Annotated in this window: 19 protein-coding genes; 8 read left to right on the forward strand and 11 right to left on the reverse strand. The window is 55.6% G+C overall.

What is annotated here, in order from left to right:
- Positions 1-34 precede the first annotated feature (34 nt).
- Together uvrA and M2418_RS10115 are read left to right on the forward strand one after the other, a co-directional pair.
- Positions 35-2,956, forward strand: coding sequence for an excinuclease ABC subunit UvrA (gene uvrA, locus M2418_RS10110; RefSeq protein ID WP_259146275.1), 2,922 nt, complete (start codon positions 35-37; stop codon positions 2,954-2,956).
- 11 nt (positions 2,957-2,967) lie between these two features.
- The gene (locus tag M2418_RS10115; RefSeq protein WP_259146276.1) at positions 2,968-3,771 is read left to right on the forward strand and encodes a DUF72 domain-containing protein; all 804 of its coding nucleotides are present in this window, start codon (positions 2,968-2,970) and stop codon (positions 3,769-3,771) included.
- Positions 3,772-4,488: 717 nt separating this feature from the next.
- On the opposite strand, the gene dusA is transcribed toward M2418_RS10115, so the two are convergent.
- From dusA to M2418_RS10135, 4 genes are all read right to left on the reverse strand, one after another.
- A complete protein-coding gene (gene dusA / locus M2418_RS10120) occupies positions 4,489-5,499 on the reverse strand; it encodes a tRNA dihydrouridine(20/20a) synthase DusA (RefSeq protein WP_259146278.1) in 1,011 nt (336 codons plus the stop codon).
- A 349-nt stretch (positions 5,500-5,848) separates the two neighbouring features.
- Positions 5,849-6,016: a hypothetical protein gene (locus tag M2418_RS10125; protein WP_192491156.1), complete on the reverse strand. Its 168-nt coding sequence runs from the start codon at positions 6,014-6,016 to the stop codon at positions 5,849-5,851.
- Between the two features lie 182 nt (positions 6,017-6,198).
- Positions 6,199-6,474, reverse strand: coding sequence for a BON domain-containing protein (locus M2418_RS10130; protein ID WP_192491157.1), 276 nt, complete (start codon positions 6,472-6,474; stop codon positions 6,199-6,201).
- Between the two features lie 896 nt (positions 6,475-7,370).
- A complete protein-coding gene (locus M2418_RS10135; protein WP_259146280.1) occupies positions 7,371-8,294 on the reverse strand; it encodes an agmatinase in 924 nt (307 codons plus the stop codon).
- 246 nt (positions 8,295-8,540) lie between these two features.
- Here M2418_RS10135 and M2418_RS10140 point away from each other — a divergent pair, with 246 nt between their 5' ends.
- Positions 8,541-9,305, forward strand: coding sequence for a serine protease (locus M2418_RS10140; protein ID WP_259146282.1), 765 nt, complete (start codon positions 8,541-8,543; stop codon positions 9,303-9,305).
- A gap of 115 nt (positions 9,306-9,420) precedes the next feature.
- Here the strand turns inward: M2418_RS10140 and M2418_RS10145 are convergent, their stop codons facing one another.
- The 4 genes from M2418_RS10145 to M2418_RS10160 form a co-directional block, all read right to left on the reverse strand.
- Positions 9,421-11,523: an autotransporter domain-containing protein gene (locus M2418_RS10145; RefSeq protein WP_259146283.1), complete on the reverse strand. Its 2,103-nt coding sequence runs from the start codon at positions 11,521-11,523 to the stop codon at positions 9,421-9,423.
- Positions 11,524-11,715: 192 nt separating this feature from the next.
- Complete coding sequence (locus M2418_RS10150; protein WP_259146284.1) at positions 11,716-13,779, reverse strand: autotransporter domain-containing protein; 2,064 nt, start codon at positions 13,777-13,779, stop codon at positions 11,716-11,718.
- A 235-nt stretch (positions 13,780-14,014) separates the two neighbouring features.
- On the reverse strand, positions 14,015-14,647 hold the full coding sequence (locus M2418_RS10155; protein WP_259146286.1) for a pyridoxamine 5'-phosphate oxidase family protein: 633 nt from the start codon (positions 14,645-14,647) through the stop codon (positions 14,015-14,017).
- 400 nt (positions 14,648-15,047) lie between these two features.
- Entirely contained in the window at positions 15,048-15,836 is a 789-nt protein-coding gene (locus M2418_RS10160; protein WP_259146287.1) for an SDR family oxidoreductase, read from the reverse strand.
- A 111-nt stretch (positions 15,837-15,947) separates the two neighbouring features.
- Here M2418_RS10160 and M2418_RS10165 point away from each other — a divergent pair, with 111 nt between their 5' ends.
- Positions 15,948-16,496, forward strand: coding sequence for a TetR/AcrR family transcriptional regulator (locus M2418_RS10165; RefSeq protein WP_259146289.1), 549 nt, complete (start codon positions 15,948-15,950; stop codon positions 16,494-16,496).
- 63 nt (positions 16,497-16,559) lie between these two features.
- Here the strand turns inward: M2418_RS10165 and M2418_RS10170 are convergent, their stop codons facing one another.
- Positions 16,560-17,057, reverse strand: a complete 498-nt coding sequence (locus tag M2418_RS10170) for a GNAT family N-acetyltransferase (protein WP_259146290.1) — start codon at positions 17,055-17,057, stop codon at positions 16,560-16,562.
- 145 nt (positions 17,058-17,202) lie between these two features.
- Between M2418_RS10170 and M2418_RS10175 the strand changes: the two genes are divergently transcribed.
- On the forward strand, positions 17,203-17,595 hold the full coding sequence (locus tag M2418_RS10175) for a YkvA family protein (protein ID WP_259146291.1): 393 nt from the start codon (positions 17,203-17,205) through the stop codon (positions 17,593-17,595).
- A 30-nt stretch (positions 17,596-17,625) separates the two neighbouring features.
- Here M2418_RS10175 and M2418_RS10180 read toward each other — a convergent pair whose 3' ends face one another.
- A complete protein-coding gene (locus tag M2418_RS10180) occupies positions 17,626-18,783 on the reverse strand; it encodes a citrate synthase family protein (protein WP_259146292.1) in 1,158 nt (385 codons plus the stop codon).
- Positions 18,784-18,859: 76 nt separating this feature from the next.
- Here M2418_RS10180 and M2418_RS10185 point away from each other — a divergent pair, with 76 nt between their 5' ends.
- The 3 genes from M2418_RS10185 (at position 18,860) to M2418_RS10195 (ending at position 24,813) form a co-directional block, all read left to right on the forward strand.
- On the forward strand, positions 18,860-20,185 hold the full coding sequence (locus M2418_RS10185) for a CoA transferase (RefSeq protein WP_259146293.1): 1,326 nt from the start codon (positions 18,860-18,862) through the stop codon (positions 20,183-20,185).
- Positions 20,186-20,439: 254 nt separating this feature from the next.
- The gene (locus tag M2418_RS10190; RefSeq protein ID WP_259146294.1) at positions 20,440-20,844 is read left to right on the forward strand and encodes a hypothetical protein; all 405 of its coding nucleotides are present in this window, start codon (positions 20,440-20,442) and stop codon (positions 20,842-20,844) included.
- A 399-nt stretch (positions 20,845-21,243) separates the two neighbouring features.
- Positions 21,244-24,813: an SIR2 family protein gene (locus M2418_RS10195; protein WP_259146296.1), complete on the forward strand. Its 3,570-nt coding sequence runs from the start codon at positions 21,244-21,246 to the stop codon at positions 24,811-24,813.
- Between the two features lie 206 nt (positions 24,814-25,019).
- On the opposite strand, the gene M2418_RS10200 is transcribed toward M2418_RS10195, so the two are convergent.
- The gene (locus tag M2418_RS10200; protein WP_259146297.1) at positions 25,020-25,319 is read right to left on the reverse strand and encodes a hypothetical protein; all 300 of its coding nucleotides are present in this window, start codon (positions 25,317-25,319) and stop codon (positions 25,020-25,022) included.
- Between the last annotated feature and the right edge of the window lie 40 nt (positions 25,320-25,359).

Below are 25,359 nucleotides of genomic sequence, written 5' to 3' on the forward strand. Positions count from 1 at the left end.
ACCCTGCCCGCCAACATATATTCCGAGCCTTGTCATGAGCGAATTGAAAACGATTTCCATCCGTGGTGCACGAGAACATAACCTGAAAGGGATTGATCTCGACCTGCCGCGCAACAAGCTGATCGTGATGACGGGACTGTCCGGCTCCGGAAAATCATCGCTGGCATTCGACACCATCTATGCCGAGGGGCAGCGCCGCTACGTGGAAAGCCTGTCGGCCTATGCACGCCAGTTTCTGGAAATGATGCAGAAACCGGACGTCGACCAGATTGAGGGTCTGTCGCCGGCCATTTCCATCGAGCAGAAAACCACCTCGCGCAACCCGCGCTCGACGGTGGGCACCGTGACCGAAATCTACGACTATATGCGCCTGCTGTTTGCGCGTGTGGGCGTGCCCTATTCGCCGGCCACCGGCCTGCCGATTGAAAGCCAGACGGTGAGCCAGATGGTGGACCGTATTCTGGCGTTTGAGGAAGGCACGCGTCTTTATATTCTTGCGCCAATCGTGCGCGGCCGCAAAGGCGAATATAAAAAGGAAATGGCCGAGCTGCAGAAAAAGGGTTTTCAGCGCGTCAAGGTCGATGGCCAGTTCTATGAAATTGCCGATGTGCCGGCGCTGGACAAGAAATACAAACACGACATTGATGTGGTGGTGGACCGTGCGGTGGTGCGCGCCGACATGGCAAGCCGTCTGGCAGACAGCCTTGAGACATGTCTGCGGCTGGCCGATGGGCTGGCAATTGCCGAATTTGCCGACAAGCCGCTGCCGGCCGAAGAGACATCCGCCGGTGGTTCTGCCAACAAATCCCTGAACGAGACCCATGAGCGAGTGCTGTTTTCAGAAAAATTTGCCTGCCCTGTCTCCGGTTTTACCATTCCGGAAATCGAGCCGCGGCTGTTTTCCTTCAACAACCCGTTTGGTGCCTGCCCAACCTGTGACGGCCTTGGTTCGCAGCAGAAGGTGGATGAAAACCTGATCGTGCCGGAACCAAACCGCACGCTCAAAGACGGCGCGATTGCCCCATGGGCAAAATCGACCTCACCTTATTATAACCAGACGCTGGAAGCGCTGGGCAAAGCCTTCGGTTTCAAGCTGTCCAGCCGGTGGTCGGACCTGTCGTCGGCGGCCAAGGGCGCCATTTTGCAGGGCACCGAAGACAAGATCGAGTTCCAGTATGAAGATGGCGCACGCTCCTACAAGACCGTGAAGAATTTCGAAGGCATCGTGCCGAACCTCGAGCGCCGCTGGAAGGAAACCGACAGCGCATGGGCGCGTGAGGATATCGAGCGTTACATGTCGGCCGCGCCCTGCCCGGCCTGCGCCGGTCACCGCCTGAAGCCGGAAGCGCTGGCAGTGAAAATCAACAAGCTGCATATTGGCGAAGTCACGCAGATGTCGATCCGCACCGCGCGCGACTGGTTTGAGGTGCTGCCTGAGACGCTGAGCGCCAAGCAGAATGAAATTGCCGTGCGCATTCTCAAGGAAATCCGCGAACGTCTGCGCTTCCTTAATGATGTGGGGCTGGATTATCTCAGCCTGTCGCGCAATTCCGGCACGCTATCGGGTGGTGAAAGCCAGCGTATTCGCCTGGCCTCGCAGATCGGTTCGGGCCTGACGGGCGTTCTTTACGTGCTGGACGAGCCATCGATTGGCTTGCACCAGCGTGACAATGCCCGCCTGCTGGACACGTTGCAGCACCTGCGCGACATCGGCAACACGGTGATTGTGGTGGAGCATGACGAAGATGCCATCATGACCGCCGATTATGTGGTCGATATTGGCCCGGCCGCCGGTATTCACGGTGGTGAGGTCATTGCCCAGGGCAGCCCTGAAGCCGTGATGAACAACCCCAATTCGCTGACCGGCAAATATCTGTCGGGTGAAATGGGTGTGCCTGTGCCGGCGGAACGACGCAAGCCGAAAAAGGGCAAGGAAATCAAGGTGGTTGGCGCACGCGGCAACAACCTGAAAAATGTCACGGCTTCCGTGCCGCTTGGCGTGTTCACTGCGGTCACCGGTGTGTCCGGCGGTGGCAAGTCCACCTTCCTGATCGAGACTTTGTACAAGTCTGCGGCACGCCGCGTGATGGGTGCACGCGAAATTCCGGCCGAACATGACCGTATTGATGGCCTGGAATTCATCGACAAGGTGATCGATATCGACCAGTCGCCGATTGGCCGCACACCACGCTCCAACCCGGCCACCTATACCGGTGCGTTCACGCCGATCCGTGACTGGTTCGCCGGTCTGCCGGAGGCCAAGGCGCGCGGTTACCAGCCGGGCCGTTTTTCGTTCAATGTCAAGGGCGGTCGCTGCGAGGCCTGCCAGGGCGACGGCGTCATCAAGATTGAAATGCACTTCCTGCCGGACGTGTATGTGACCTGCGATGTCTGCCACGGCAAACGTTATAACCGCGAAACGCTCGACGTGACCTTCAAGGGCAAGTCGATTGCCGACGTGCTGGACATGACGGTTGAGGAAGGTGTCGAGTTCTTCTCGGCGGTTCCGGCGGTGCGTGACAAGCTGCAGTCGCTGTTTGATGTGGGCCTTGGTTACATCAAGGTCGGCCAGCAGGCCAACACGCTGTCTGGCGGTGAAGCGCAGCGCGTGAAACTGGCCAAGGAGCTGTCGAAACGCTCCACCGGCCGCACGCTTTATATTCTCGACGAGCCGACCACCGGCCTGCACTTCCACGACGTCGCCAAGCTCTTGGAAATGCTGCATGAGCTGGTCAATCAAGGCAACTCCGTGGTGGTTATCGAGCACAATCTCGAGGTCATCAAGACCGCCGACTGGGTGATCGACATCGGCCCTGAGGGCGGTACCGGCGGCGGTGAAGTGGTTGCAACCGGCACGCCGGAAACCATTGTCAAGGAAGAGCGCTCCTATACCGGCCACTTCCTGAAGGAGCTTCTGGAACGCAGACCGGGTAAAACCCGGGTGGCGGCAGAATAAGGGGAATTGTCATGACGGCTTCATCTGGCACGATCAGAACCGGCATTGGTGGCTGGACCTTTGATCCGTGGGAAGGCACTTTTTATCCGGAAAAACTGGCCAAGAAACGGCAGCTGGAACATGCCAGCCGCCAGTTGAGCGCCATTGAGGTCAATGGCACCTATTATGGCAGCCAGAAGCCGGCAACCTTTGCCAAATGGGCCTCGGAAGTGCCTGACGGTTTTGTGTTTTCGCTGAAAGCCAGCCGTTATGTCACCAACCGCAAGGTGCTGGCGGAAGCCGGTGACTCCATGGAAAAGTTCCTGACGCAGGGTCTGACCGAGCTTGGTGACCATCTTGGTCCAATCCTGTGGCAGTTTGCGCCAACCAAGAAGTTCGAGCCGGATGATTTTGCGGCGTTTCTGGCACTGCTGCCGCAAAAGCAGGACGGACTTACTTTGCAGCACGTGGTGGAAGTGCGCAACGAAACCTTCATGGTGCCCGAGTTCATCGAGCTTCTGGCCAAACACAAGGTGGCTGTTGTCTGCGCCGATCATCACGATTATCCGCTGCTGCCAGATGTGACGGCTGATTTTGTCTATTGCCGCCTGCAAAAGGGCGAGGACGATATCAAGACCTGTTACCCGGAAAAGGACATCAAGGATTGGGCCGGCCGGTTGAAAACCTATGCGGCGGGCGGTGTGCCCGATGATCTGCCGCTGGTGGCACCAGACCGCAAGCCGGAACAGAAAAAGCGTGACGTCTTTGCCTTCTTCATCACCGGCGGCAAGGTCAATGCACCTAATGGTGCTCAATACTTGGCCAAGCAGGTTTGATGGTTGATAGTGGGTGATGCCTCAGCGGCGGCATGAACCCCTCACCTGAAAAATCTATGACTTAGCGTTGCTAAGGCCATGATTTTTCTTCCTCTCCCACAAGGGTAGAGGTAACGCGCCGAGTGATGCTCCACCCTCCCTCTTCCCTGTGCTCGTCACAGGGATCCAGTCATCCCCAGTCTTGGGGATGGGAAAATCTATTTGTCACGCAGACGCGTGACGGCTGGATGCCTGTGATTGATCCTCGGGTCAGGGACAAGCACGAGGCATGAGGGCTGGGTGTTGGGTGTTGGGACTGTTGGAGCTAAACAGTAAGCGTCGTTCAAGCACGTGATACCTCACCTGAAAAATCTATGACTTAGCGTTGCTAAGACCATGATTTTTCTTCCTCTCCCACAAGGGTAGAGGTAACGCGCCGAGTGATGCTCCACCCTCCCTCTTCCCTGTGCTCGGGCTTTGCCCAAGGGATGTCACAGGGATCCAGTCATCCCCAGTCTTGGGGATGGGAGAATCTATTTGTCACGCAGACGCGTGACGGCTGGATGCCTGTGACAAGCACGAGGCATGAGGGCTGGGTGTTGGGACTGTTGGAGCTAAACAGTGAGCGTCGTGCAAGCACATGACCCCTCGCCTGAAAAAACTATCACTTAGCAAGCTAAGGTGATGATTTTTCGTCCTCTCCCACAAGGGTAGAGGAAAGGCGTCACCACCCCAACCTCAACCCGCAGCTTTCAGCGATGTGGCCTCGAAGTCGATTGCAGCGAAGGCGGCTTCGATAACCTCTGGCCCTGCGCCCGGTTTGGTGGCGTCTGATGACAGGATCTGGCGGAAGCGGCGTGCACCGGCAAAACCCTGGAACAGGCCAACCATGTGGCGGGTGACGTGGTTTAAACGACCGCTAGTGGTGATATAGTCGGCCGCAAACGTCATCATCGTCTGGCAAATCTGCTGCCAGTCCGGTGCTACAGCCGGTTTTCCATAGATGACATGATCGACATCGCCAAGAATATTGGTGTTGTGGTAGGCCGCGCGGCCCAGCATCACGCCATCGACATGCTCAAGATGTTTGCTGGCCTGAGCGAGATCGGAAATGCCGCCATTGATACCGATGAAGGTGTTCGGATTTGCGGCTTTCATGGCATAGACCAGGTCATAATCCAGCGGCGGAATTTCGCGATTTTCCTTCGGCGACAGGCCCTGCAGCCAGGCTTTTCGGGCGTGAATCCAAATGGCATCGGCACCGGCCTCGATCATGCGGCTTATAAAATCCGGCAACACATCCTCAGGGATCTGGTCATCGACGCCAATACGGCACTTTACGGTAACAGGCAGGTCCGTCACCGCTTTCATGGCCGCTACACAGCGCTGCACGGTTTCCGGTTCACGCATCAGGCAGGCGCCAAATGTGCCGGACTGGACGCGGTCCGATGGGCAGCCAACGTTGAGGTTGATCTCGTTGTAGTTGTATTCCAGCGCAATTTTGGTGGCTGCGGCCAGTTTCTCCGGCGCAGAACCGCCCAGTTGCAAGGCCACCGGATTTTCCGCATCATGATGGCTCAGCAGCTTTTCCTGCCGGCCGTGGATGATAGCATCGGCAACAATCATCTCCGTATACAGCAGCGCATGATGCGACATCTGACGGTGCAGATATCTGCAAAATTTGTCAGTCCAATCGATCATAGGTGCAACGGCGAAGGTTTTTTCGCGGTTAAGGTACTGATTTTTCATTATTTTCCAAAGTCGTGCCAAAGCGCTGGACAGGCCGCGCTACGATGTTTGGCCACTGTCTAACACAGCTCAGGCCTTGAATCCAATGAAAGGATAGACGGCATGGTTTCCACCGGGAACACCATGCGGTTACCGGTATGGTCGCAACATTTTCGGTTGAGTGGTGGAATTATTCCACTCTACCTAAAATTGGATATTGATTTTTCCAAATAACCTTTGCTAGAAACCTGTCGTATATTGCATCATGTTTTTAGGTATTGCTTTTTTAGCAGCGTCCACCCCGGCCTTTTGGCTGGGGTTTTTGCTTTTAAGGACGTGCGATGAGAAAGAACATCCGGATAACGACCTGTCAGAAGCTGCGTAGCGACTGCGACAGCGCAGTGCTGATCAGGGTGTTGGCGTAAAAACCTGATGACAGGATGATGGCAAAGGCGGCAAGTGCCGGGCCCCAGTCGCGCAAAACCGTTGCGGTCCATGATCTGGACTTAGAACGGGCTGCATCGATAAGCGACTTCATGGTTGCCATACCCTGAGAAATTTGGGATCTGGCGGAACAACCCGCAGGCTGTAAAAAGGTTCCGATAATTCTGCGCGGTTGCAAATGATGTGTTTGCTGACCGGAGTTTTTACCCCGCCCCCGTGATGTGACGGGCGGGGGTATGGTGATGTTGGCCGCAGTTTGCGGCCGCGTGCCGAGACTTACGAGACCAGCACTGGCTCGTGCTGAACGCGGAAGATGACATTGCCGGCACCGGCGATATCGCTTGCCACGTTAATTGCGCGGTAAAGGTCCTGCCGGGTTTCAACCGTTCCGCTCAATACAACGCAACCGCCTTCAACCGTGACAACGATATTTGTACCGGAGAAGTTCGGCAGATAGTGCAGTTCTTCCTCGATTGCGGCGCAACGGGCCGTGAGATTTCCGCCAGCGCCAAAGCTGAAGGCATTGGTATCGTGAAGAGTGCTCAAAAACATCGCGTGGCTCCAATTCAAAGATGAACGTCAGATGAATGAACTGTTATCTTACATTCATGTTCCGTTCAGAATCTTAAAAATTTACGGTTTTTACGCAAAAGTGAACGGTATGTTACAAAGCCGCAGCGCGGTAATAACGCGGAACTTGATTTCGCGTTGCAGCGCGGCGGTGTTATTTAGGGGCTGACTAGCTGTTTTCGTTGGTTTTTTCGACGTCTGTGCGTCGACCTCCATCGAGCATCACCAGGGTCACGCCGCGGCTCTGTCATCACGTAGTATTTCGCATTTGCGATATCCGGGAGGCTGTTTCAGGCCGTTTTTGCTGCCACATTTGGCATGTTGCCCGTTCATATTCAGATTTCGCGTTAACGAATCTGTTCATGTTGGAGTGATTCGAAAACTGTGATCACACCCAATTTCCCCGCCTGTCGCAGGACCTCGTGACGGCCATTTCTTAGCGGAAAGAGCTTTTTGGTCGCTTAGACGTGCGTCGACTGGATATCTGTGTCAGGCATAGCAATGAGGGCTGGGTGTTGCGACTGTTTGCGGCAAGAAACGCTGATCTTGCAACCTGTATCGACGTCATCCTCGACCTTGTGGCGAGGATCCAACCACGCCAGCCGCATTCGTTTCGTTTGGCGAAATGGGGTTAGATACTTGGGACAAGCCCAAGTATGACGGCGGGTATGGGTGAGGCAGGACGGAACCCCCCACCCGAAAAATCTATCACTTAGCGCGCTAAGATGATGATTTTTCTTCCTCTGTCACAGGGGTGGAGGTAAAGGCGCCGCGTGGCACCCAAATTTCCTTCATTCTCGCACATGTTGCGGGAATGCAGCCAGCTTCAGTCTTGGGCGCCATGTGCAATAGCTGCGTAAGCCAAGGATTGCCGCGTATCAGCCCTGCCGAACAATCGTGCCGATGGTGTTGACGAGAATGCGCGCCGCCATCAGCGCCGAAAGACCATCCACATCGGCTGGCGGGTAAAACTCGACAAGGTCAAAGCCCGCGATCCGCGCCTTTTGGCCGACCCCTGAAATCAGGTCGATGATTTGCGTATAGGTCAACCCGCCAGGCGTGCGGGCCGCGACACCGGGCATGATGGCGGGATCGATGCTGTCGCAATCCAGCGAAATGACCACGTTTACCCCGTCTGGAATATGGTTCAGCGCCGCTTCAACGCCTTGGCTATGCATGTCCCGCGCAGTGACAAAACGGCTGCCATAGGCAAGTGCGTCGTTGACATCGCTCACACGCGCACTGCCGACACTGCGCAGGCCAACCTGCACCATGCCGGCCACATCAGGCATTTCGCTGGCGCGGCGCATCGGGCTGGAATAGCCGTAACGTTCGCCCCTCACCTCGTCGCGCCAGTCAATATGCGCGTCGATCTGCAGCACCCAGATCGGGCCACGTCCGGCAAAGGCCGACAGAAACGGAATGGTGACGGAACAATCCCCACCCAAAAGGATTGGCACGGCCTTCTGGTCCAGTACCTGGCGGGTCTGCGCTTCGATGCGCGCGCGGTTGCCGGCATTGTCGTGATGCGTGGTTTTGATATTGCCAATGTCGATGCAGGACACCGGCTTGCCATCAAACAACGGCCCGCCAAGATCAAAATCGAAATGATCAATCAAAGGCGCGTCTTCCTGGGACGCAGCCCGAATGGCATCAGCGGCCAGCGCATGGCCGGTATCTTCACTGCCGGGATAGGCGCTACCAAACCCTGCCCCAAACAGCACGATGCGCGGCGTCCGCCCATCGCCGTTGATGTCCTTGGGATTATCGCCAAGGCCAAGAAACCGGTTCGAGACGCTCATATCGCTGCTCCAGACTGCACTTGCATAGGGCGTGCAGGTTACGCTGAAAGCTGGTGGTGAAGGAAGGGGCCGTTTCGAAATGGCGTGGCATTGCTGCCATCCCAGTTCAATATTTAAGCTCTAGCCGCCCCGTCAGCGTGGTCAGTCTATGATGTCAATGTGCCGTTGGACAGCGCCAGTAGCGCCACTGCGGATTAGCCGTTATTAACTGTGATGATCACACTCCTCAAATCTCCGGAGCCAGCCTTGTTTTTACAGTCATTCGTTACGCCGATTTTCACGTACAGAATGAATAGCACTGGGCAGCCAACAGCGTTAAATTTGATGGGCACAGGTTTCTTTGTTGGTAAGGGTGTGCTGCTGACAGCGGCTCACGTACTGCAAAATGCCACCGCCGAGGTAGAGGCTGGAACCGCGTCTGGCATCTGTGCAAACCCCAAGGTCTGTGACCCAGAAGGAGCCGGTCAAGACAGATTTATCGAGATCAAAGATTACGACGTTGCTGAACAACCATATGATATAGCGGTGGCATTGACAGATTACTCAACGCAGCCGAATAGACTTTTGAGAAAGATGACAGTTGAAATAGCTGATGACGTTTCTACTGTCGGCTACCCCGAGAGTGCCTTTCAGAAGCATGATGGCACTTTATATGTTCAAGCGCGTGTGCACCGTGGCTATGTGCAGCGAGTTATTCCAGCGAACCGGCTATTTGTGGGTCAGAGCAGCCCGCCAATGTTCGAATTGGACTTCCCCATTACGAAGGGGATGAGCGGCTCTCCCTTATTGTTTAACACAGGTAAAAAAGAGCTTGTTGTCGGTGTTTGTGTCGGCTCTGTCACATCGAGATTAATAGATTATTCGGAAACATATGTGAACGAGGCAGGCAAAGAATATTCTGAAGTTCAACAAAAAGTCCAAGAGTATGGGCTTGCTCACGATTTGACCCCTCTGCTCGATTGGCGCCCAAAGGTCCTTAACGGACTCACCTTGGGAGAAGCTGGCATCTGATCTTTGCGAGCAAACTGTGCCGCCAATTCGAGTGTAAGTCGCGCAGGTCCGTTAGCTATCAGCCCGGCATGTTGTTCACGCCGGGCCGCTCACCAGTAAATGCCTGTCTTACCGATCAGAACTTGACCTTCCAGCCGGAGCGAACCCACACGGTTGGGTCATCGCCCTGGGTCGTGACGTTGACATTCAGAGATGCCGTGCCGCCGGCAACATCGACTTCCGCACCGAGGCCACCGCGCAGCCAGAACTGGTTGGTGTCCTGCCCGTTGAAACTGAAGCCGGAAAGACCGGTGATGGTGCCGCTGGTCGCGGCGGTTTCGTTTTCAAAACGGTAAGCGGCTTCAGCACGGGCCAGCAGGCGGATGTCATTGGTGAGCGTGTGCACGCCATCAAGACCGATGCGCAGAACCGTATTGTGGTCTTTCACCTCATTGAAACTGGCGGGAAAACCACCGCCGGTTTCTGTGTAGGCATCCAGCGTGGAGCGTACATGTGTCAGGCTGGCGTAAGGAGTGAAGTTCCAGTCATTGGCTGAGAATGCGTTCAACCAGTCAAACCGCAGCTTTGCACCCCAGGTATCAAGGTCTGCCTCACCCATGGAATAATCCATGACGCCGCCATTGAGATAACCGCGGGTGACCGACAATTTGCCCGGTGCGTAATAACCGCCGACGGTGGCATAGATATTGCCAGCGACCGGGAGCGTCACTTCCGGCGCAATATAAAAGCCCTTGTTGATGAAGTTACCACCGGTATCGATATCCTGATCGGAATAAAGCCCGCCAAACGCAAACCGGGCTGTTGCGCCACCTTCAAGGCCAAGGCCGTAACCGAAGTCGGCCAGCCCAAATGCGCCATCGCTGGCGGAGCCATTGTCATAACCAATGTCTGACGTCACCCAGATCGACTGCTGACCAACGTCGAGCAGATTGCGCATCGGCTCACCATGCGCGCCGTTGAGAACTGTGCCCGCGTAATTTACTCCGACGTAGGCGGAGGGTTTGTTGGCAAGCGAACCGGCAAACTCGTTCACGTCGATGATGCCGGAGCCGGTTGAGGAAACACGCGCGATAAAAGCGGTGTCGTTTCCGGTCGTCCCGACCACGATACTGCCATCGGCGCTAACACCCGTTGCTTCTCTGGTGAAATCACTTGTGATGCTTACGCCACTGTTGCGCAACCAGTCTTCCACCGAGATCATGCCGGTCGCAGATGTCCAGCGAAAAGCGCGGAACATGTTGCCAGCACTGCCATCCTCCGACGCACCCACCACGACCGATCCATCGGCATTGACGCCACTAGCTTCGGAATACCCACCGCTATTCAGGGTTCCAAGGCTGACCATGGTGTTGGTGTCTTCTGTCCAGCGGAAGGCGCGCGTGGCGTTGGAGGCGTCGCCGTCAAATGCGCGACCGACAACGACCTTGCCATCGGCACTGACACCGAAGGCTACGGAATCGGCGCCGCTATTGAGGGCCCCAAGGCTAACCATGGTGTTTGATGCTTCGGTCCAGCGGAACGCGCTCATGTAGGTGGCGTTGCCGTCATGTGCGCTACCGACCACGACCTTGCCATCGGCACTGATACCGTAGGCTTCGGAAGAATGGCCGTTATTGAGAGTACCAAGGCTGACCATGGTGTTAGTGTCTTCTGTCCAGCGGAAGGCGCGGTAAACGTTACCGGCACTGCCATCAGCGGCAAAACCGACCACGACCTTGCCATCGGCACTAACGCCTCTGGCAAAGGAGGAAAAGCCGTTATTGAGAGTACCAAGGCTGACCATGGTGTTTGAGGCTTCGGTCCAGCGGAAAGCACGGTTCCTATTGCCAGCATTGCCATCATAGGCATAGCCGACCACGACCTTGCCATCGGCACTGACAGCTTGAGCATAGGACCTTGCCCCGCTATTGAGGGTGCCGAGGTTGGTTATGGTGTTTGAGCCTTCAGTCCAGCGGAAGGCGCGAATATCATTGCCCGCACCACCAACATCTGCATTACCGACCACGATCTTGCCATCGGCGCTGACAGCTTGAGCATTGGAAAATGATCCTCCATTGAGGATGCCCAAGTCCTGAAAACCATCCGGTTCCGCAGACAGGGCTGCACCGGCCGACAGCACGCCAAATGGGCAGGCCAGCAATGTGAGTGCTGTTGATGTCCTCAAGAGGTTTGCACGCAGGTCAGTGCCAATGTGGCTCAAATTATATATGGTATTCATAAGTAACAAGTTCCCCATTCCGGTCCGTCAGGACCGAAAACCCTCAAGTAGAAACGATTTTAAACAAATCAGTTACTTGCGATGTTGATGATCAATACGTTCAAGTCAAACTGTTTTACGCAGCTTAAAGTAGTGGCCGACATTGACAGGGTTGTCCTGCGCCAAGCTTGCGCAGGACCATTTTTCCGCAGATCAGAACTTGACCTTCCAGCCGGAGCGCAGCCACACGGTTGGGTCGTCACCCTGGGTCGTGACGTTGACGCTCATTGAGGCTGTGCCGCTGGCGACATCCACTTCCGCGCCCAGGCCACCGCGCAGCCAGAACTGGTGGGTTTTCTGTCCGTCGAAACTGAAGTCTGACAGGCCAATGATGCTGCCGCTGGTGGCGGCGGTTTCATTTTCAAACCGGTAAGCGGCTTCGGCGCGGGCCAGAAGGCGGATGTTATTGTCCAGCGTATGTACGCCATCCACACCGGCGCGCAGTACCGTGCTGTGGTCGCGCATTTCATCAAACATGGCCGGGAAACCACCACCGGTTTCGGTGTAGGCATCCAGCTTGGAGCGGGCATGTGTCAGGCTGGCATAGGGTGTGAGGTTCCAGTCATTGACAGTGGCGGCATTCAGCCAGTCCAGGCGCAGTTTTGCCGCCCAGCTTTCCACATCCGTTTCACCCCTGGAATAATCCATCACGCCGCCATTGTTGTACCCTCTGTTGATGGTCAACTTGCCCGGCGCATAAAATGCGCCAATGGTGGCATAGACATTGCCGGCCACCGGAAGCGTGACTTCCGGCGAGATATACAGGCCCTTGCTGATGTATTTGCCGCCGGTTTCGATGTCCTGATCGGAATAAACACCACCGAAGGTCATGCGCGCCGTGGCGCCGCCTTCCAGACCAATGCCGTAACCGAAATCGCCAAGTCCAAAACTGCCATCGCTGGCCGCGCCATTGTCATAGCCGATATCCGACGTAACCCAGACAGATTGCTGGCCGGCATCGAGCAGGTTGCGCATCGGCTCACCATGTGCGCCGTTGAGAATGGTGCCGGCGAAACTGAGAGCAACGCTGGCAGATGGTTTGGCGGCCAAGGAGCTGGCAAATTCTTCCACCTCGATGATGCCGGTGCCTTCTGACGACAGGCGGGCAATAAAGGCGGTTTCCTGCGTTGTAGACCCCACAATGATGGTGCCATCAGCGCTGACGCCACGTGCCACATCGGTGAAATCCTGGGCCACGGTCGCGCCATTGTTGCGCAACCAGTCCTCCACGGAAATCATGCCTGTTTCATTTGTCCAGCGGAAGGCGCGTTGAATGTTTCCAATGCCATTTTCGGCAGAACCAACGACCACGGAGCCATCGGCATTCACCGCCTGTGCGGAGGAATAAGTGCCGTTGTTCAGTTCGCCGATCCTGTCCATCAAACCGGACTCTGCTGTCCAGCGGAAGGCATGTTCCACCTCGTTATCTATCACATATCCAACAATGACAGACCCATTATAATTCACGCCTCTGGCCGCAGACGCGATTGTGCCGAGGCTGACCATCTGGTCCTCCTCAGTCCAGCGGAAGGCGCGGTCGCTCATGTTCTCATTCCATGCCTGACCGATGATGACCTTGCCATCGCCGCTGATACCATTGGCGCGGGAAAAACCACCTTCAACGAGGCTACCAAGGCTTTCTATCTGGTCATTTCCCGTCCAGCGCAGAGCGCGGATCTTGCTTGGGCCGTTATATGCGCCATCGTCACCATAACCGACAATAACGGCGCCGTCGGCACTGACGCCGGTCGCACGCGACTCTCGCCCATTATTCAGGGTGCCAAGGTTGCCGATAACGCCATTTCTCCAGACAACGGCGTGGGTATATCCGTTGTCAGCATCCGCATTGCCCACAACGACTGTACCATTGGCATTCACAGCCTGTGCGCTGGCGAAAGACCCACCTTGAAGGATGCCAAGGTCGACCATGCCGGTTTTGCTGCTGGACCAGCGAAAGGCGCGGTCATCCTGGCCGCTGTACAGCGATGCAGAACCAACGATGACTTTGCCATCGGCGCTGATGCCATTGGCGATGGAATAACGGCCGTTCAGCAGTGTTTTGAAATCCAGATAGCCTGCTTGCCCCTCAGCCCCATGGGCAATGCCTGCCGCAAAAAGCCCGCAGCCGCTGGCAAGTAGGGCAAGTGCCGTTGATGTCTTCAAGACGTTTGCACGCAGATGAGTGCCGATGTGGCTCAAATTATATACAGTATTCATAAAGTAACAGGTTCCCCATTCCGGTCCGCAAAGACCGAAAACCCTCAAGTAGAATCGATTTTAAATAAATCATTACTTGCGATGTTGATGATCACTGCCTTCAAGTCAACCGGATTTCAGCCACTTAAAGTAGTAATTGACGATGGCACACCTGCCCTGCGCCAGGCTTGTGTTGCAACTGTTGCGATTACTTGGAATCTGATTTTGACTTCGCACCGCCTGGCGCGCAGCGTTTCTAATACATGGTGTTCTGGTAATCTTCTTCCAACCCTGCATCGATCTTGCGCATCTCATCCTCGCCCGGTGCACCCGTGGTTTCATCCAGTATCATCTTGATCAAGGATGGCATTTGGTGGCGGTCCTGCCGGTGTTCTGGTTCCCAGATGCGTGAACGCCTGAGCGCCTTTGCGCAATGCAGAAACACTTCGTTGACCCGCACCACGATTGCGAGTGTGGGAACGCGGTTGTTGACCGACATGGTTTCAAGAAGTTCGGGCTCCGTGACCAGTCTGGCAAAGCCGTTTACACGCAACGTGTCATCAAAGCCGGGTATCATAAACAGCAGCCCCACGGCCGGGTTGGCGATAATGTTTGACAGGCTGTCCAACCGATTGTTTCCCGGACGATCGGGTATTGCCAATGTTTGATTGTCGAGGATTTTCACGAAACCAGCCGGGTCGCCACGGGGGCTGACATCGGCCCGGCCATCCAAATTCTGCGTGCCGAGACAAACAAAGGGGGACCGGCGGATGAATTCCTGCGCGTGCACGCCAAGCGTTGGCTGAAGTTTTTGAACCGCAAGCGCATGTGTTGGCGGATAAAGCGCCCGCAATTGCTCTTCACTTGTGATGGCAGAACCGTGTTGCATCGTTCCCTCCTCCCAGAGACTTGACACAGAATGAGGTACGTACCTCATCTTTGTCAAGAGCTACCTGCGGCGAGAGGATGCGGAGGTTCTTGCGCAACCTGCATCGGCAATTCCGGCCAGTCATCGGATATCTGCATTTCCTCCAACGGCCGGGTGGTCAGCAGCACCGATCTGTTTCGAAAACAATACAAGACAAAGGGCACCCACACCGGCTGCTTTGGCACGACAGCCAAAATCACCTGCGCCGGTGGCAGCTTTAAAACCACTGACGGCAACGGCAAGCTGACACGGTTGTCATCAGCCTTAAAGATGGCAAACCCGTCTCAATGTCCTGGCAATAAAGGACAAAACCGCCCTCTTCTCGTTGCAGAGAGAGGGCGGTGTCACTCACTGGAGATATTTATGCGACGGGGCGATATCGTTCGGCTGGAACGGCGTTTCCGAGGTTGGGGACCATCGCCTTGCGTGCGCCATCAAGGGCCTCCCACAGGCCCAAATCATGCAGCGGCGGGATTGTTACCGGTTCGCGACGGTCAAAACCAACCAGAGCCGCATCCACCAGATCGCCCACTTCCATGACATTGCTCATGCTGTTGACGTCAGCGCCAACATGGTCCCAGATTTCCGTGCGGGTTGCGGCGGGAAGCACGGCCTGAACGTAAACACCCTTGGGCCCAAGTTCCTGCTGCAACCCCTGCGACAGGAACAGCACGAAAGCCTTGGTCGCGCCATAAACCGTCATGTTAAATTCTGGTGCGAGGCCGACCACCGAGCCGATATTGATAATGGACCCCTCACCAGCCTGCGCAAGACGCGGTGCGATGGCGTTGGCAAGCCGCACCAGTGCGGTGGTGTTGAGTGCCATCAGCCTGGTCAGGTCATCGGCGCTTTGTTCGATAAAGGCACCGCCGACCGCCATGCCGGCATTGTTGACGAGAATGCCGATGCGCGCGTCGTCCCGCAATCTGGTCTCGACCTGTGCCAGATCCGACGTCTGGGTCAAATCGGCCTTGATGATATCGATCTTTACGCCGGTCTCCTGGCGCAGACGGCTTGATAGCGCCTCCATGCGGGCCACGTCTCTGGCCACCAGCACCAGATCATGTCCGCGCCGTGCGAAGCGTTCGGCATAGGTTGCGCCAATGCCGGTAGAGGCACCCGTTATCAGAACTGCAGGAATTTCGCTCATTGGATTGCTCTTTTCTCACATCGATCTTATATTCATGATGGTTGTCATGATTGAATTTAAATATGATAACCATCATGTAAAAGTCAACTGTCGTTGCGGAGAATTTTGAACATGAAGGTCAGCCGGGAACAGATGGCGCAAAACAGAGGCCGTATTCTTGAGGTCGCCAACCAGCTGTTTAAGGACAAGGGGTTTGATGCGGTCAGCGTTGCCGAGGTGATGAAGGCAGCTGGCCTGACCCATGGCGGTTTTTATGGCCATTTCAGTTCAAAGGATGATCTGGTGGCCCAAACGATCAGTCACGCCCTGGGTGCAGACAGTGTTGCCGGCGGCGGCTTTAATGATTTCGTTGGCTCGTATCTGTCGCCACGTCACCGCGACAACCCCGGCCAAGGATGCCCGACAGCCGGTTTGGCCGCCGCCATTCGTCACCAGACACCGGAGGCACAGGCCGCGATGACCGAGGGTTTGCGCGCCCAGATCACCCGCATTGAGCAGGCGCTTAAAACCGCTGGTTCAACCGATACCCGCCGCGCCGCGATTGGCAGTTGGGCAGCAATGGTGGGTGCCGTCATTCTGGCCAGAGCAGTCAATGATCCGGACCTGTCGGATGAGGTTCTTGCGCAGACCCGCGCCTGGATTGATGAGCGTAGCGAATAACCAGCAGTGGCTATAAAACCACGGATGGAGCGGCGCCCTGCTCTCACCCGTTCATTGTCACCGTCAGGCGACTGGGCGCTGTCTTCTGAACAAAAGGCGGTTGCGTTCTGGAAGGTGGCGCGCAAACACAAAACCCGCCTTCTGCAACACCCTTTGTGAGCCGCCGTTGTCCGGATGGGCCATCGCCCAGACCTCGGCAAGTTGAAGCTGCTGATCGGCAACGGCGAGTGCTGCGCCGACAAGTTCGGACGCGTAACCCTTGCCCCAAACATCAGGGCGAAAGTAATATCCCACTTCGAAATTCCAGCCCGGGTCGAACGGATCTTCGTACAGGCCACCCCAGCCGATGATGCGCCCATCTTCGCGGCGCACCACCACCCAGGGCGCGCAGCCATCCCGGCGTCTTCGCCACTCGTGAACCATCACGCGCCGCTGGCACTCCCGCAGCGTTTTATCGCTGTGGGTATGTTGCATGGCCACCGGATCTCCAAGAAATTCGAACAGTTCTGCAATGTCCGCCCTGCGGGATGGGCGTAAGATCAAACGTTCAGTTTCCACCATGGCTCCGACATGTCTTTGGGCGATAACAGACAAACATCGTCAGTGCGCCGCATCCGTCAACTGATTTTCTCAACCATTGAAAAGCTTAGAGAAATCTCCATACCCTATCGATGCGCGGACGAATGCTGAGGTTGGAGACGAGGCCATGGCAGGGTGGATCGGTTCTGTGAAACAATGGGCACGCGCCATCAAGCGTGATGTCATTGCCCTGTGGATCGCAGCGCGTGATCTGAAAACGCCGATAGCCGCGAAACTGGTTGCTGGTGCGGTTGCCGCTTACGCGCTGTCGCCCATCGATCTCATTCCGGACTTTATTCCGGTGCTCGGTTATCTGGATGATCTGCTGATCGTGCCACTTGGCATTCTGTTGGCCATTCGCATGATACCGCCCGACTTGATGACGGACTTCAGGCAACGCGCCGCGTTACAGCAAAACAGGCCCAGCAGCCGTGCGGGGCTTGTCGCCATCGTGCTGATCTGGCTTGCACTGTCGGCCTTGGCCGGTTGGGCGGCCTATCGGTATGTTTATCCGGCTTAAGACAACGACCAACCCGCACCCTCATCATCGTCAGGGTTTTTCGCGGTAGCGGGCACGCGGGCGGATGATTTCGCCGCTTTCCTGTTGTTCCATGGCGTGGGCAATCCAGCCAACCAGCCGGCCGGTGGCAAAAATCGTGAAGGCGGCCGTGTCAGGCAGGTTCTGCACCGCGCTTAAGGCCGCCAGTGCCGCATCGATATTGGGTGGCAGGCCCAACTGATCCGACAGTGATGTTATGGCGCTGACCACCGCGCCCTTGTCCGCCAGGCGATTGAGAATGATCCGTGCACGCGGATCACCATCCGGATAAAGCGGATGCCCAAAGCCGTAACTGTAGGGTGGCTGGTTGGCATGTTGCGCCAAAAAGTCCTGGGTTTTGCCACGCAACGCGGCCTGTAATGCACGCCGTGCCAGCGATGCGACGCCGCCATGGCGCGGGCCACTGAGTGTTGCAAGGCCGCAAAGCAGAGCGGCGGGCAGACTTGCCCCCGTTGAGGCTGCAACCCGCACCGCGAAGGTGGACGGGTTCAGCTCATGATCGCTCAACAACACCAGCGCGCAGCGCAGATTATCCAACCCGGCTGCATCAACACCCCATGCGTGCCCCAGTCGGTGATGGATCGGCCCGGTGGCCTGAACACCCAAAAGCGCATTGGTGACGATGGAGACCAACCTGCCGCCATGACGCGCAATGGTGTTGGCCGCACTGTCGTCAAGATCAGCGGCTTGCGGCACCTCTTGAGCGAGTGCTTGTAACGCCCTGCCCAGTGGGCCCAGCGCAGCATCAGGCCCAGCGGACGGATCAGGTGCATAACCGCTGACGAAGTCGGTTGGTTCGACAGCCCAAAGATGGGCGGCGACGCCTTCAACTGTCAGGTGTTCGGCACAGTCGGCAATCGATTTGCCCCGCAGCCACAACATGCCTTCGCGCACTTCCGTCAGTGAGGTGGTGAGAACCGGCTCTCCCCAGCGGATTGCGTGTTCGGCAATCTCGGCCCTAGCCCGTGGCCTGCGGCGCAGCCGGGCCAGATCCTCGACATCTGACTGTTTGTAGAGACTGTGGCGTGCATCCTGCGCATCGGCCTCGGCGCGCAAAAGACCACGGCTGACATAGGCATAGAGGGTTTGCGGTTTGACCCCCAGCATGTCGCAAGCGGTTGCGGCGTCGATCCAGTCTGATTTTTTCATATTGATTATGTTGATCAAGATTTACGGCGTGTCAATTGCGCGGCACCATCTGCTCACCATGTGAAGGAGATGCAAAATGCCTGATGATTTCAACCGACAGATCAACGAAGCGCTGGGCCTGGATTTGGCCGACGATATCAAGGTCGTGCAGCGCGGCAGCGGCGAGCTTTACGCCTGCTTTCGGGTGTCTGACATGGCCGAGGCGGCCGTGACGGCCGCAACGCGTGAACTCGCCGCCTTGCTGGGCGCGCGGGACATTTCAATCGACCGGCGCTTATGCCTGTTGTGGTTTGGCATGACGCTTCGCCCATCAGGCTGGAGCCTGCCATCGGCCTGGGACCCGTTGGCGGGAGATTACCAGGCCGCAGACGGCTGGATACGCCTGCACACCAATGCCAACCACCACCGCGAGGCAGCGTTGCGGGTGTTGAACTGCGATGCTGACAAGGCGCGGCTGACAGAGGTGATAGCCGACTGGAAAAAGAACGATCTGGAAGACGCGGTTGTCAATGAAGGTGGTGCAGCCGCCGCCATGCACAGCCTTGCCGAATGGGCACACCACCCGCAGGGGCAACAGGTGCGCAACGAACCGCTGATTGCCTGGCGTCAGTCTGGTCACGGACCCAAACTGACCGGTCTTCGCGGCCGCCGCGTGCTGGATCTCACCCGCATCCTGGCGGGACCTGTGGCAACACGTTTTCTGGCGGGTTTTGGTGCGGATGTTTTGAGGCTTGATCCGCCCAACTGGCATGAGCCGGCGCTGGAACCCGAGGTGACACTTGGCAAACGCCGCGCCGGTCTGGACCTGCATCTGGCAAGTGACCGCCAGATTTTTGAAAGGCTGATTGCGCAGGCCGATGTGCTCGTTCACGGCTATCGCCCCGGCGCGCTCGACAGGCTTGGTTACGACGCCGAGACACGGCAACGCCTGTCTCCCGGCCTGATTGAGGTCAGTCTGAATGCCTATGGCTGGGGTGGCGCATGGAAAGAGCGGCGCGGCTTTGACAGTCTGGTGCAGATGAGCTGCGGCATCGCTGATGAGGGCATGCGCCGCGCTAAGGACACAAAACCGGTGCCCCTGCCCGTGCAGGCGCTGGACCACGCGACAGGATATCTGATGGCAGCGGCCGTTCTGCGGGCATTGCGCCATTGCCAGTTAACGGGCGAAAGACTGTCTGCCCGGCTTTCCCTTGCCCGGACGGCCGGCCTGTTGGTGGATGGCGGGGCGCATGACTTTCACGGCAGCGCCATCAACGACACGACAGACGACCTATGTCACGACATGGAGACAACGTCCTGGGGGCCAGCAAAACGCTTGAAATTCCCGGCCTGTGTTGATGGCAAACCGCCGGAATGGCCACGGCCTGCCGGGTTGCTGCGGGTTGATGATGCGCGGTGGTGATGGGCTTTGATTTTAATCGGCCTTTGGAGGCTGACATGCCCGCCAGACTGCTCACAAGATGGTGTGATTGTGGATTCAAACATTGATGTATCTGGCAAATTTTCGTAATCGGGCTAACTCAAGCCTTTGATTTCACTGGCACTCGTGAAAAGGCCAACAAGGAGCCTGAAATCAACAGGGTTCAGCCGCCGACCTGCACAAGGTCCACACATCGACGCAACAGTTGATCCCAATTCCCATGAAAGACTGAAAGAATGCATTTCAAGAACCTGGTATCGCCCCTTGCCCTGCCCTTATTCGTCGGCGCCTTTTCCACCCCGCTTTTTGCGCAAGACCTTCTGCCAATCGACAAGGGACGGTACGTGCAGTCAAGCCATGCCTGCGACGACCCAAAAGGCACCATGCTGTTCATCTATGATGGGGCGAGCGCCAAGAGCAACAAGACCACATGCACCTTCAGCAACGTAACCAGTTCCGGAAACATCTATCAATTCAACGAAAGCTGCTCCTATTACCACCGCGCGTGGAGCATCCTTCCAACGACCGTTACGGAATACAAGACCACAATGGATATTCGAAACAGACAGGAATTCCTGTTGAAACGCGAAAACGAAAGTCTTGATTTCAACGAGCAGTACCGGTGGTGCGCGTCGGAATAAGGTTGGGCCTGCCGGTTGCGATGCGCCGGACGCAACCGCGTGAACTGTGGTCTAATTGGTTGATGGCGGGTGCGTGACTTTCACGGCAGCGCCGTCAACGACCCGGCAGACGATCTATATCACGACATGGAGACAACGTCCTGGGGTCCAGCAAAACGGCTGAAATTCCCGAGCACTGTTGATGAAACCGCAGGAATGGCCACGGCCTGCCGAGTTGCTGCGCATTGATGATGCGCGGTGGTGAAGCGTGTTAGAGACGGCACGCCTCTAGGTCCTCAGTTCAGACTTTATCAAAATTTACGCCGCTGCAAAACGGCGTTCTATTACTAGTTGCACTGCGTAGATAGTAAAGCTACGACTTTGTCTCTAGCCGGCTGTAACTTCAGGATAATTGATCTCGTGACCATCGCTGCCATACGCCAGTTCCTAAAGCATCCAGATTGCATCATTTTTGTTGGTTCGGGAATTTCCACTTGGTCAAACATTCCTGGCTGGTCGGGTTTACTTGAGGAACTTGCCACTTTTCTCGACGACGAGGGCCAGTCGTCCGAATTGGTGCGCCGAGAAATACGAAACGGTGATCTCCTGCAGGCGGCAAGCTTTGGTGTCAGTAAGCTTACACCTACCTCGTTCGGAACTTTTATACGCAATGCGGTGCGTGTAGGTGCTACAACCCCACACGTCATTCACAAGGCGATTGTGGAGCTTGGCCCGACCGGCTTCATTACGACCAACTACGATACTCTCATAGAACAAGCGCTTGGCACGTGGCGTACCGACGCATTTTTCCCGGCACCAGTTACGAACAAGCACCTCGTCGAGCTTGTTGATACCGTCAGAGCTCGATCTTCACATTTCATCTTCAAGCCACATGGAGACATCAATGACATATCTAGTGTCATTCTGACTCGCGAACAGTATCGGACATTAATGCCTGGCGGCGAGCGCCAAAGCGCACTCGAGACGCTTAAGATGCTGCTCATGACGCGTCCAGTTTTATATGTTGGTTTCGGGTTGCGTGATCCGGACTTCATCTACCTACGCGACCTATTGCTAAACATCTATCAAGGTGCGGTACGAGATCATTGGGCGATTATGCCTGATACAGGCGAAGAAGAGGCTGATTATTGGCGGCGACAATATGGCATTAAACTGTTCGGTTACGAAACGCACAAACGCTCAGATGGATCACGCGATCACCGCGAACTTCTTTCTGTACTCCAGTCCCTCGCGGAACCACACGCGATTACGGCAGCACAGATCGGCGAACCGAGTGAGGCAGAGCGCGTTCTTGCGGTCACTCGCTATAGTTCAGGTCTTGTCCGCCGCCTAACTCCCAAAAACACGCCGATCACGGTGAGGATTTCTGAAACAAGAAAAAATCGCGGCGCGCACACGCGGTTCGGCAACTATGAAAATTGGACTACGACACGCTTTCTAACTGAAGGCCCACATTCCGCTTATCTGATTGGCTTGCCGGGCTCGGGCAAGAGTTTTGCAATGCGGCTCGCTGCTTTGCAACTCGCATCCAAGGTACAGCAAGCGTGTATCGACGACACCCTCGCATCCACTCCTCTTACTATTCCAATATTACTTGACCTTAAGCTCTATCAGGGAGATTTGCGGACGCAGATCAATGCAGAATTGCCAGCAGGTTTGACTCTCAGTCAACTTCGCCGAGATCTCGGTCTAAAATTATTTCTCGATGCATTCAACGAAATGCCATCGGAGTATCTTGAGGACGGCACACTCTTCAAGTCACTAGATGAGATCAAGAGCGAGATTGGCGATTTCTCTTACGCAATAACCTCTCGCACATCCGACGGACTTTCAAATCGTCTAGGTGAAATTGATTTTTACGAGATTGACCGTTTTGAACTGCACCATGTCGATGCAGTCTTGGCGGAACACAACATAAAACTTTCGGGCAGATTTGCTAAGGATGTGCGGTATTTGCTGAGTCGGCCCTTTTTTCTGCAACTTGTCACCAAGCGACTTGTCGAAGTCCCAGAGAATGCTACGCCGCGTGACCTCTTTGCGTCCTTCATGACGAAGCTTCAGCTGGCATTCGACGACCGATTCAAGATCGATCTACAGCTGCTACCAATTTTCGCGAAGTTAGCCTATCGTGCGATCGAATCCGAAAGTGAAGCATTCCCGCTAACTTGGCTTTCTGATTTACTTGCGATGCAGGCACCTGGCACCGCGGCATGTAGTGCTAGCGATGTCGTCAACTGGTTAATTGCGCGCGAGATTCTGATCCCTTACACTGGGCGTAGGGCCTCGTTCGTCCATCAATCGATCACCGAGTATTGCGCCGCTATTGAACTTGTCCGGCGGTCGCGAACAGACACGCTATCTGTGCGCGATACAATTGCCTCGAAAAAATGGGATCAATGCCTCTTTTTAGCGCTTGCGCTTATGGAACCAGCAACCGCGAAGAAGATACTCAGCGAAACTATCAAAGCAGACTTTATGCTTGCTATCAATGCGGTACGCTATGCCGAGGAAGGTCAATCTGCGGCGGTGACAGAGTTACTAGAAGAGTTGATCAATCTAGGCAAAAAGGCTGAACAAGAGCAATTTCCCACGGTGTGGCTAAGTGAGTTGCCAGTAGACTCCGAACACGTCGAACTTCTTAAGCAGCTTGTTCTTTTGGGCGATACCATTGCTGGCGAAGCTGTGCTGTTAATTGCACAAGTTTTGGGTGCTCAATTCAAGCAGGAGCTTCTCGATCTTCTTGAAGCGCATGCCGATGATTTCAATTTGTCGGTAAATGGCATCGCTCCTGCGTTGAAGCCATTAATCGATGAAACCGACCTCGAGCGGTTGATGTTAATAGGCGAAAAGTGGATAGCAAACGGCGAGAACGACGATCACTATTTCGCAGTGAGCCAACTTATGGCATCGTTTCAGCCCAAAACTCTTTTTCATTCGTTGCAACAGACCGGAAGAGATTTATCTCCTGGCATGGCCGATTTACTCGCGGCAGCGCTATCCGAGCGGGACGATGACGAATCGTTTGCGGCGTTGGCCGATTTACTGCTTGAACATTCAGAGCAGACTGCATCTTCTTTCTCTTTCTCACTACAACGCCACCGAGATGAAGCAGACACAGCACGTTACAACTGCCTTGATCATCGTCATATCGACGCGATCTGGTGCGCACGGACCAGCCAAAGTTTATGGGACCATGCGTTGTCGCAGCTATGCCTCGTTCGCTCCGATCTTACGCCCTATGTCGAGCAGATGGCAGCCGAGAGCAATGGCATCGAGGCTATCGCATTACTTTACTGTTGCGGCCTCGATAACCAGACTTTGCTTGCTAAGGTCGAAGAGTTACTAGAACTAAGTGATGCGGATCTCAAACTGCAGCCTTTCGAGATATTCGAAGTCGGTGACCTTGAGTGGCGGGGCCGAGAAACGTTATTGGTGCAAAGCCTTGCACGTGAAATTCCTATGTTGCGGCAGTCGTTGGTATCTAGCTCGAACCTAATATCAGGTTTAGCGGGAGAAAGCGTCAACTTAGCTATCATGAAGCCAATTATCGAATTGGTGGAGGACTTACAGGAAAGTTCTCAAAGTTGGTGGATATCACGGCGGCTCGGACCGGTCGTGGCCCATCTCGGAGATATGGAGGTGCGTACCTTCTGCCTCAATTCACTCGTACATGGGTCTGAGCCTATTCGGCATTGGCTTAAGACCAGTTACCTGAGTTCATTGGAAGGTCTCACTAGTGACGCACTTAATGACGACATGATTGCAACATTGCTTGCTGACCTCAATGTTCCCAAACGAATCTCGGAGTATTGGTACAATCCCTTGGGCTATATTGCGACCGACCGTTTTGTGCAAGAGCGACTGCTTCCGCTTGTGGAGAGTGCCTCGACTACTTTCCTCGATAATCTCGAGATCGTTCTCAGGGCTGTAGGCGAACGTCATGGCAAGCGGTACCTGCTGCCTAAGTAAAATTGTGATTACCGTTTAATGGTGGCTGAGAACAAGCGGTGTCTACTTTCATCCCTTTGAGATTGCCCTGTTCCCTACAAAGAAACCCAAAGCAGCATCGGCTTCTGGTCATTGCGGGCGGTGGTGGCAAGGGACTGGATTTGTAACAGCAGGCGTGCGGCGTCATCTTCCGTCATGCCGCGCGCCATTGCCTCTTCCTGCTGAGACTAGGTTCTGGCAATGGGGCCGAGGTCATCTGCTTTAAGGTTGGCAAGGTGGTCGCGCAGGTCGTTGGGCAGCACATAAAGCCATGGTCCGTTTGCCTCGTCCTTAAAGGAATGCGGATCAAGCTCTTCAGTGGCGATGGCAAGCGCCGATTGGCCGAGCGCTTCGGCAAGGTCTGACAGCACCAGCGCGTCGAGCCCGGTGGTTTGCATGCCCGGCCAGTTTTTGGCGCCGGGCCAGTTGGCAATAATTGCCGGTGCATCTTGTGTTGGGGCAATCAGGATATCTGTCAGAACAGCCATTGAACCTCGCAAGCGTTTACCTGCTCGTATTCATAAAGCT

It is taken from the genome of Rhizobium sp. BIGb0125 (assembly GCF_024810055.1).
Lineage (GTDB): Bacteria > Pseudomonadota > Alphaproteobacteria > Rhizobiales > Rhizobiaceae > Agrobacterium.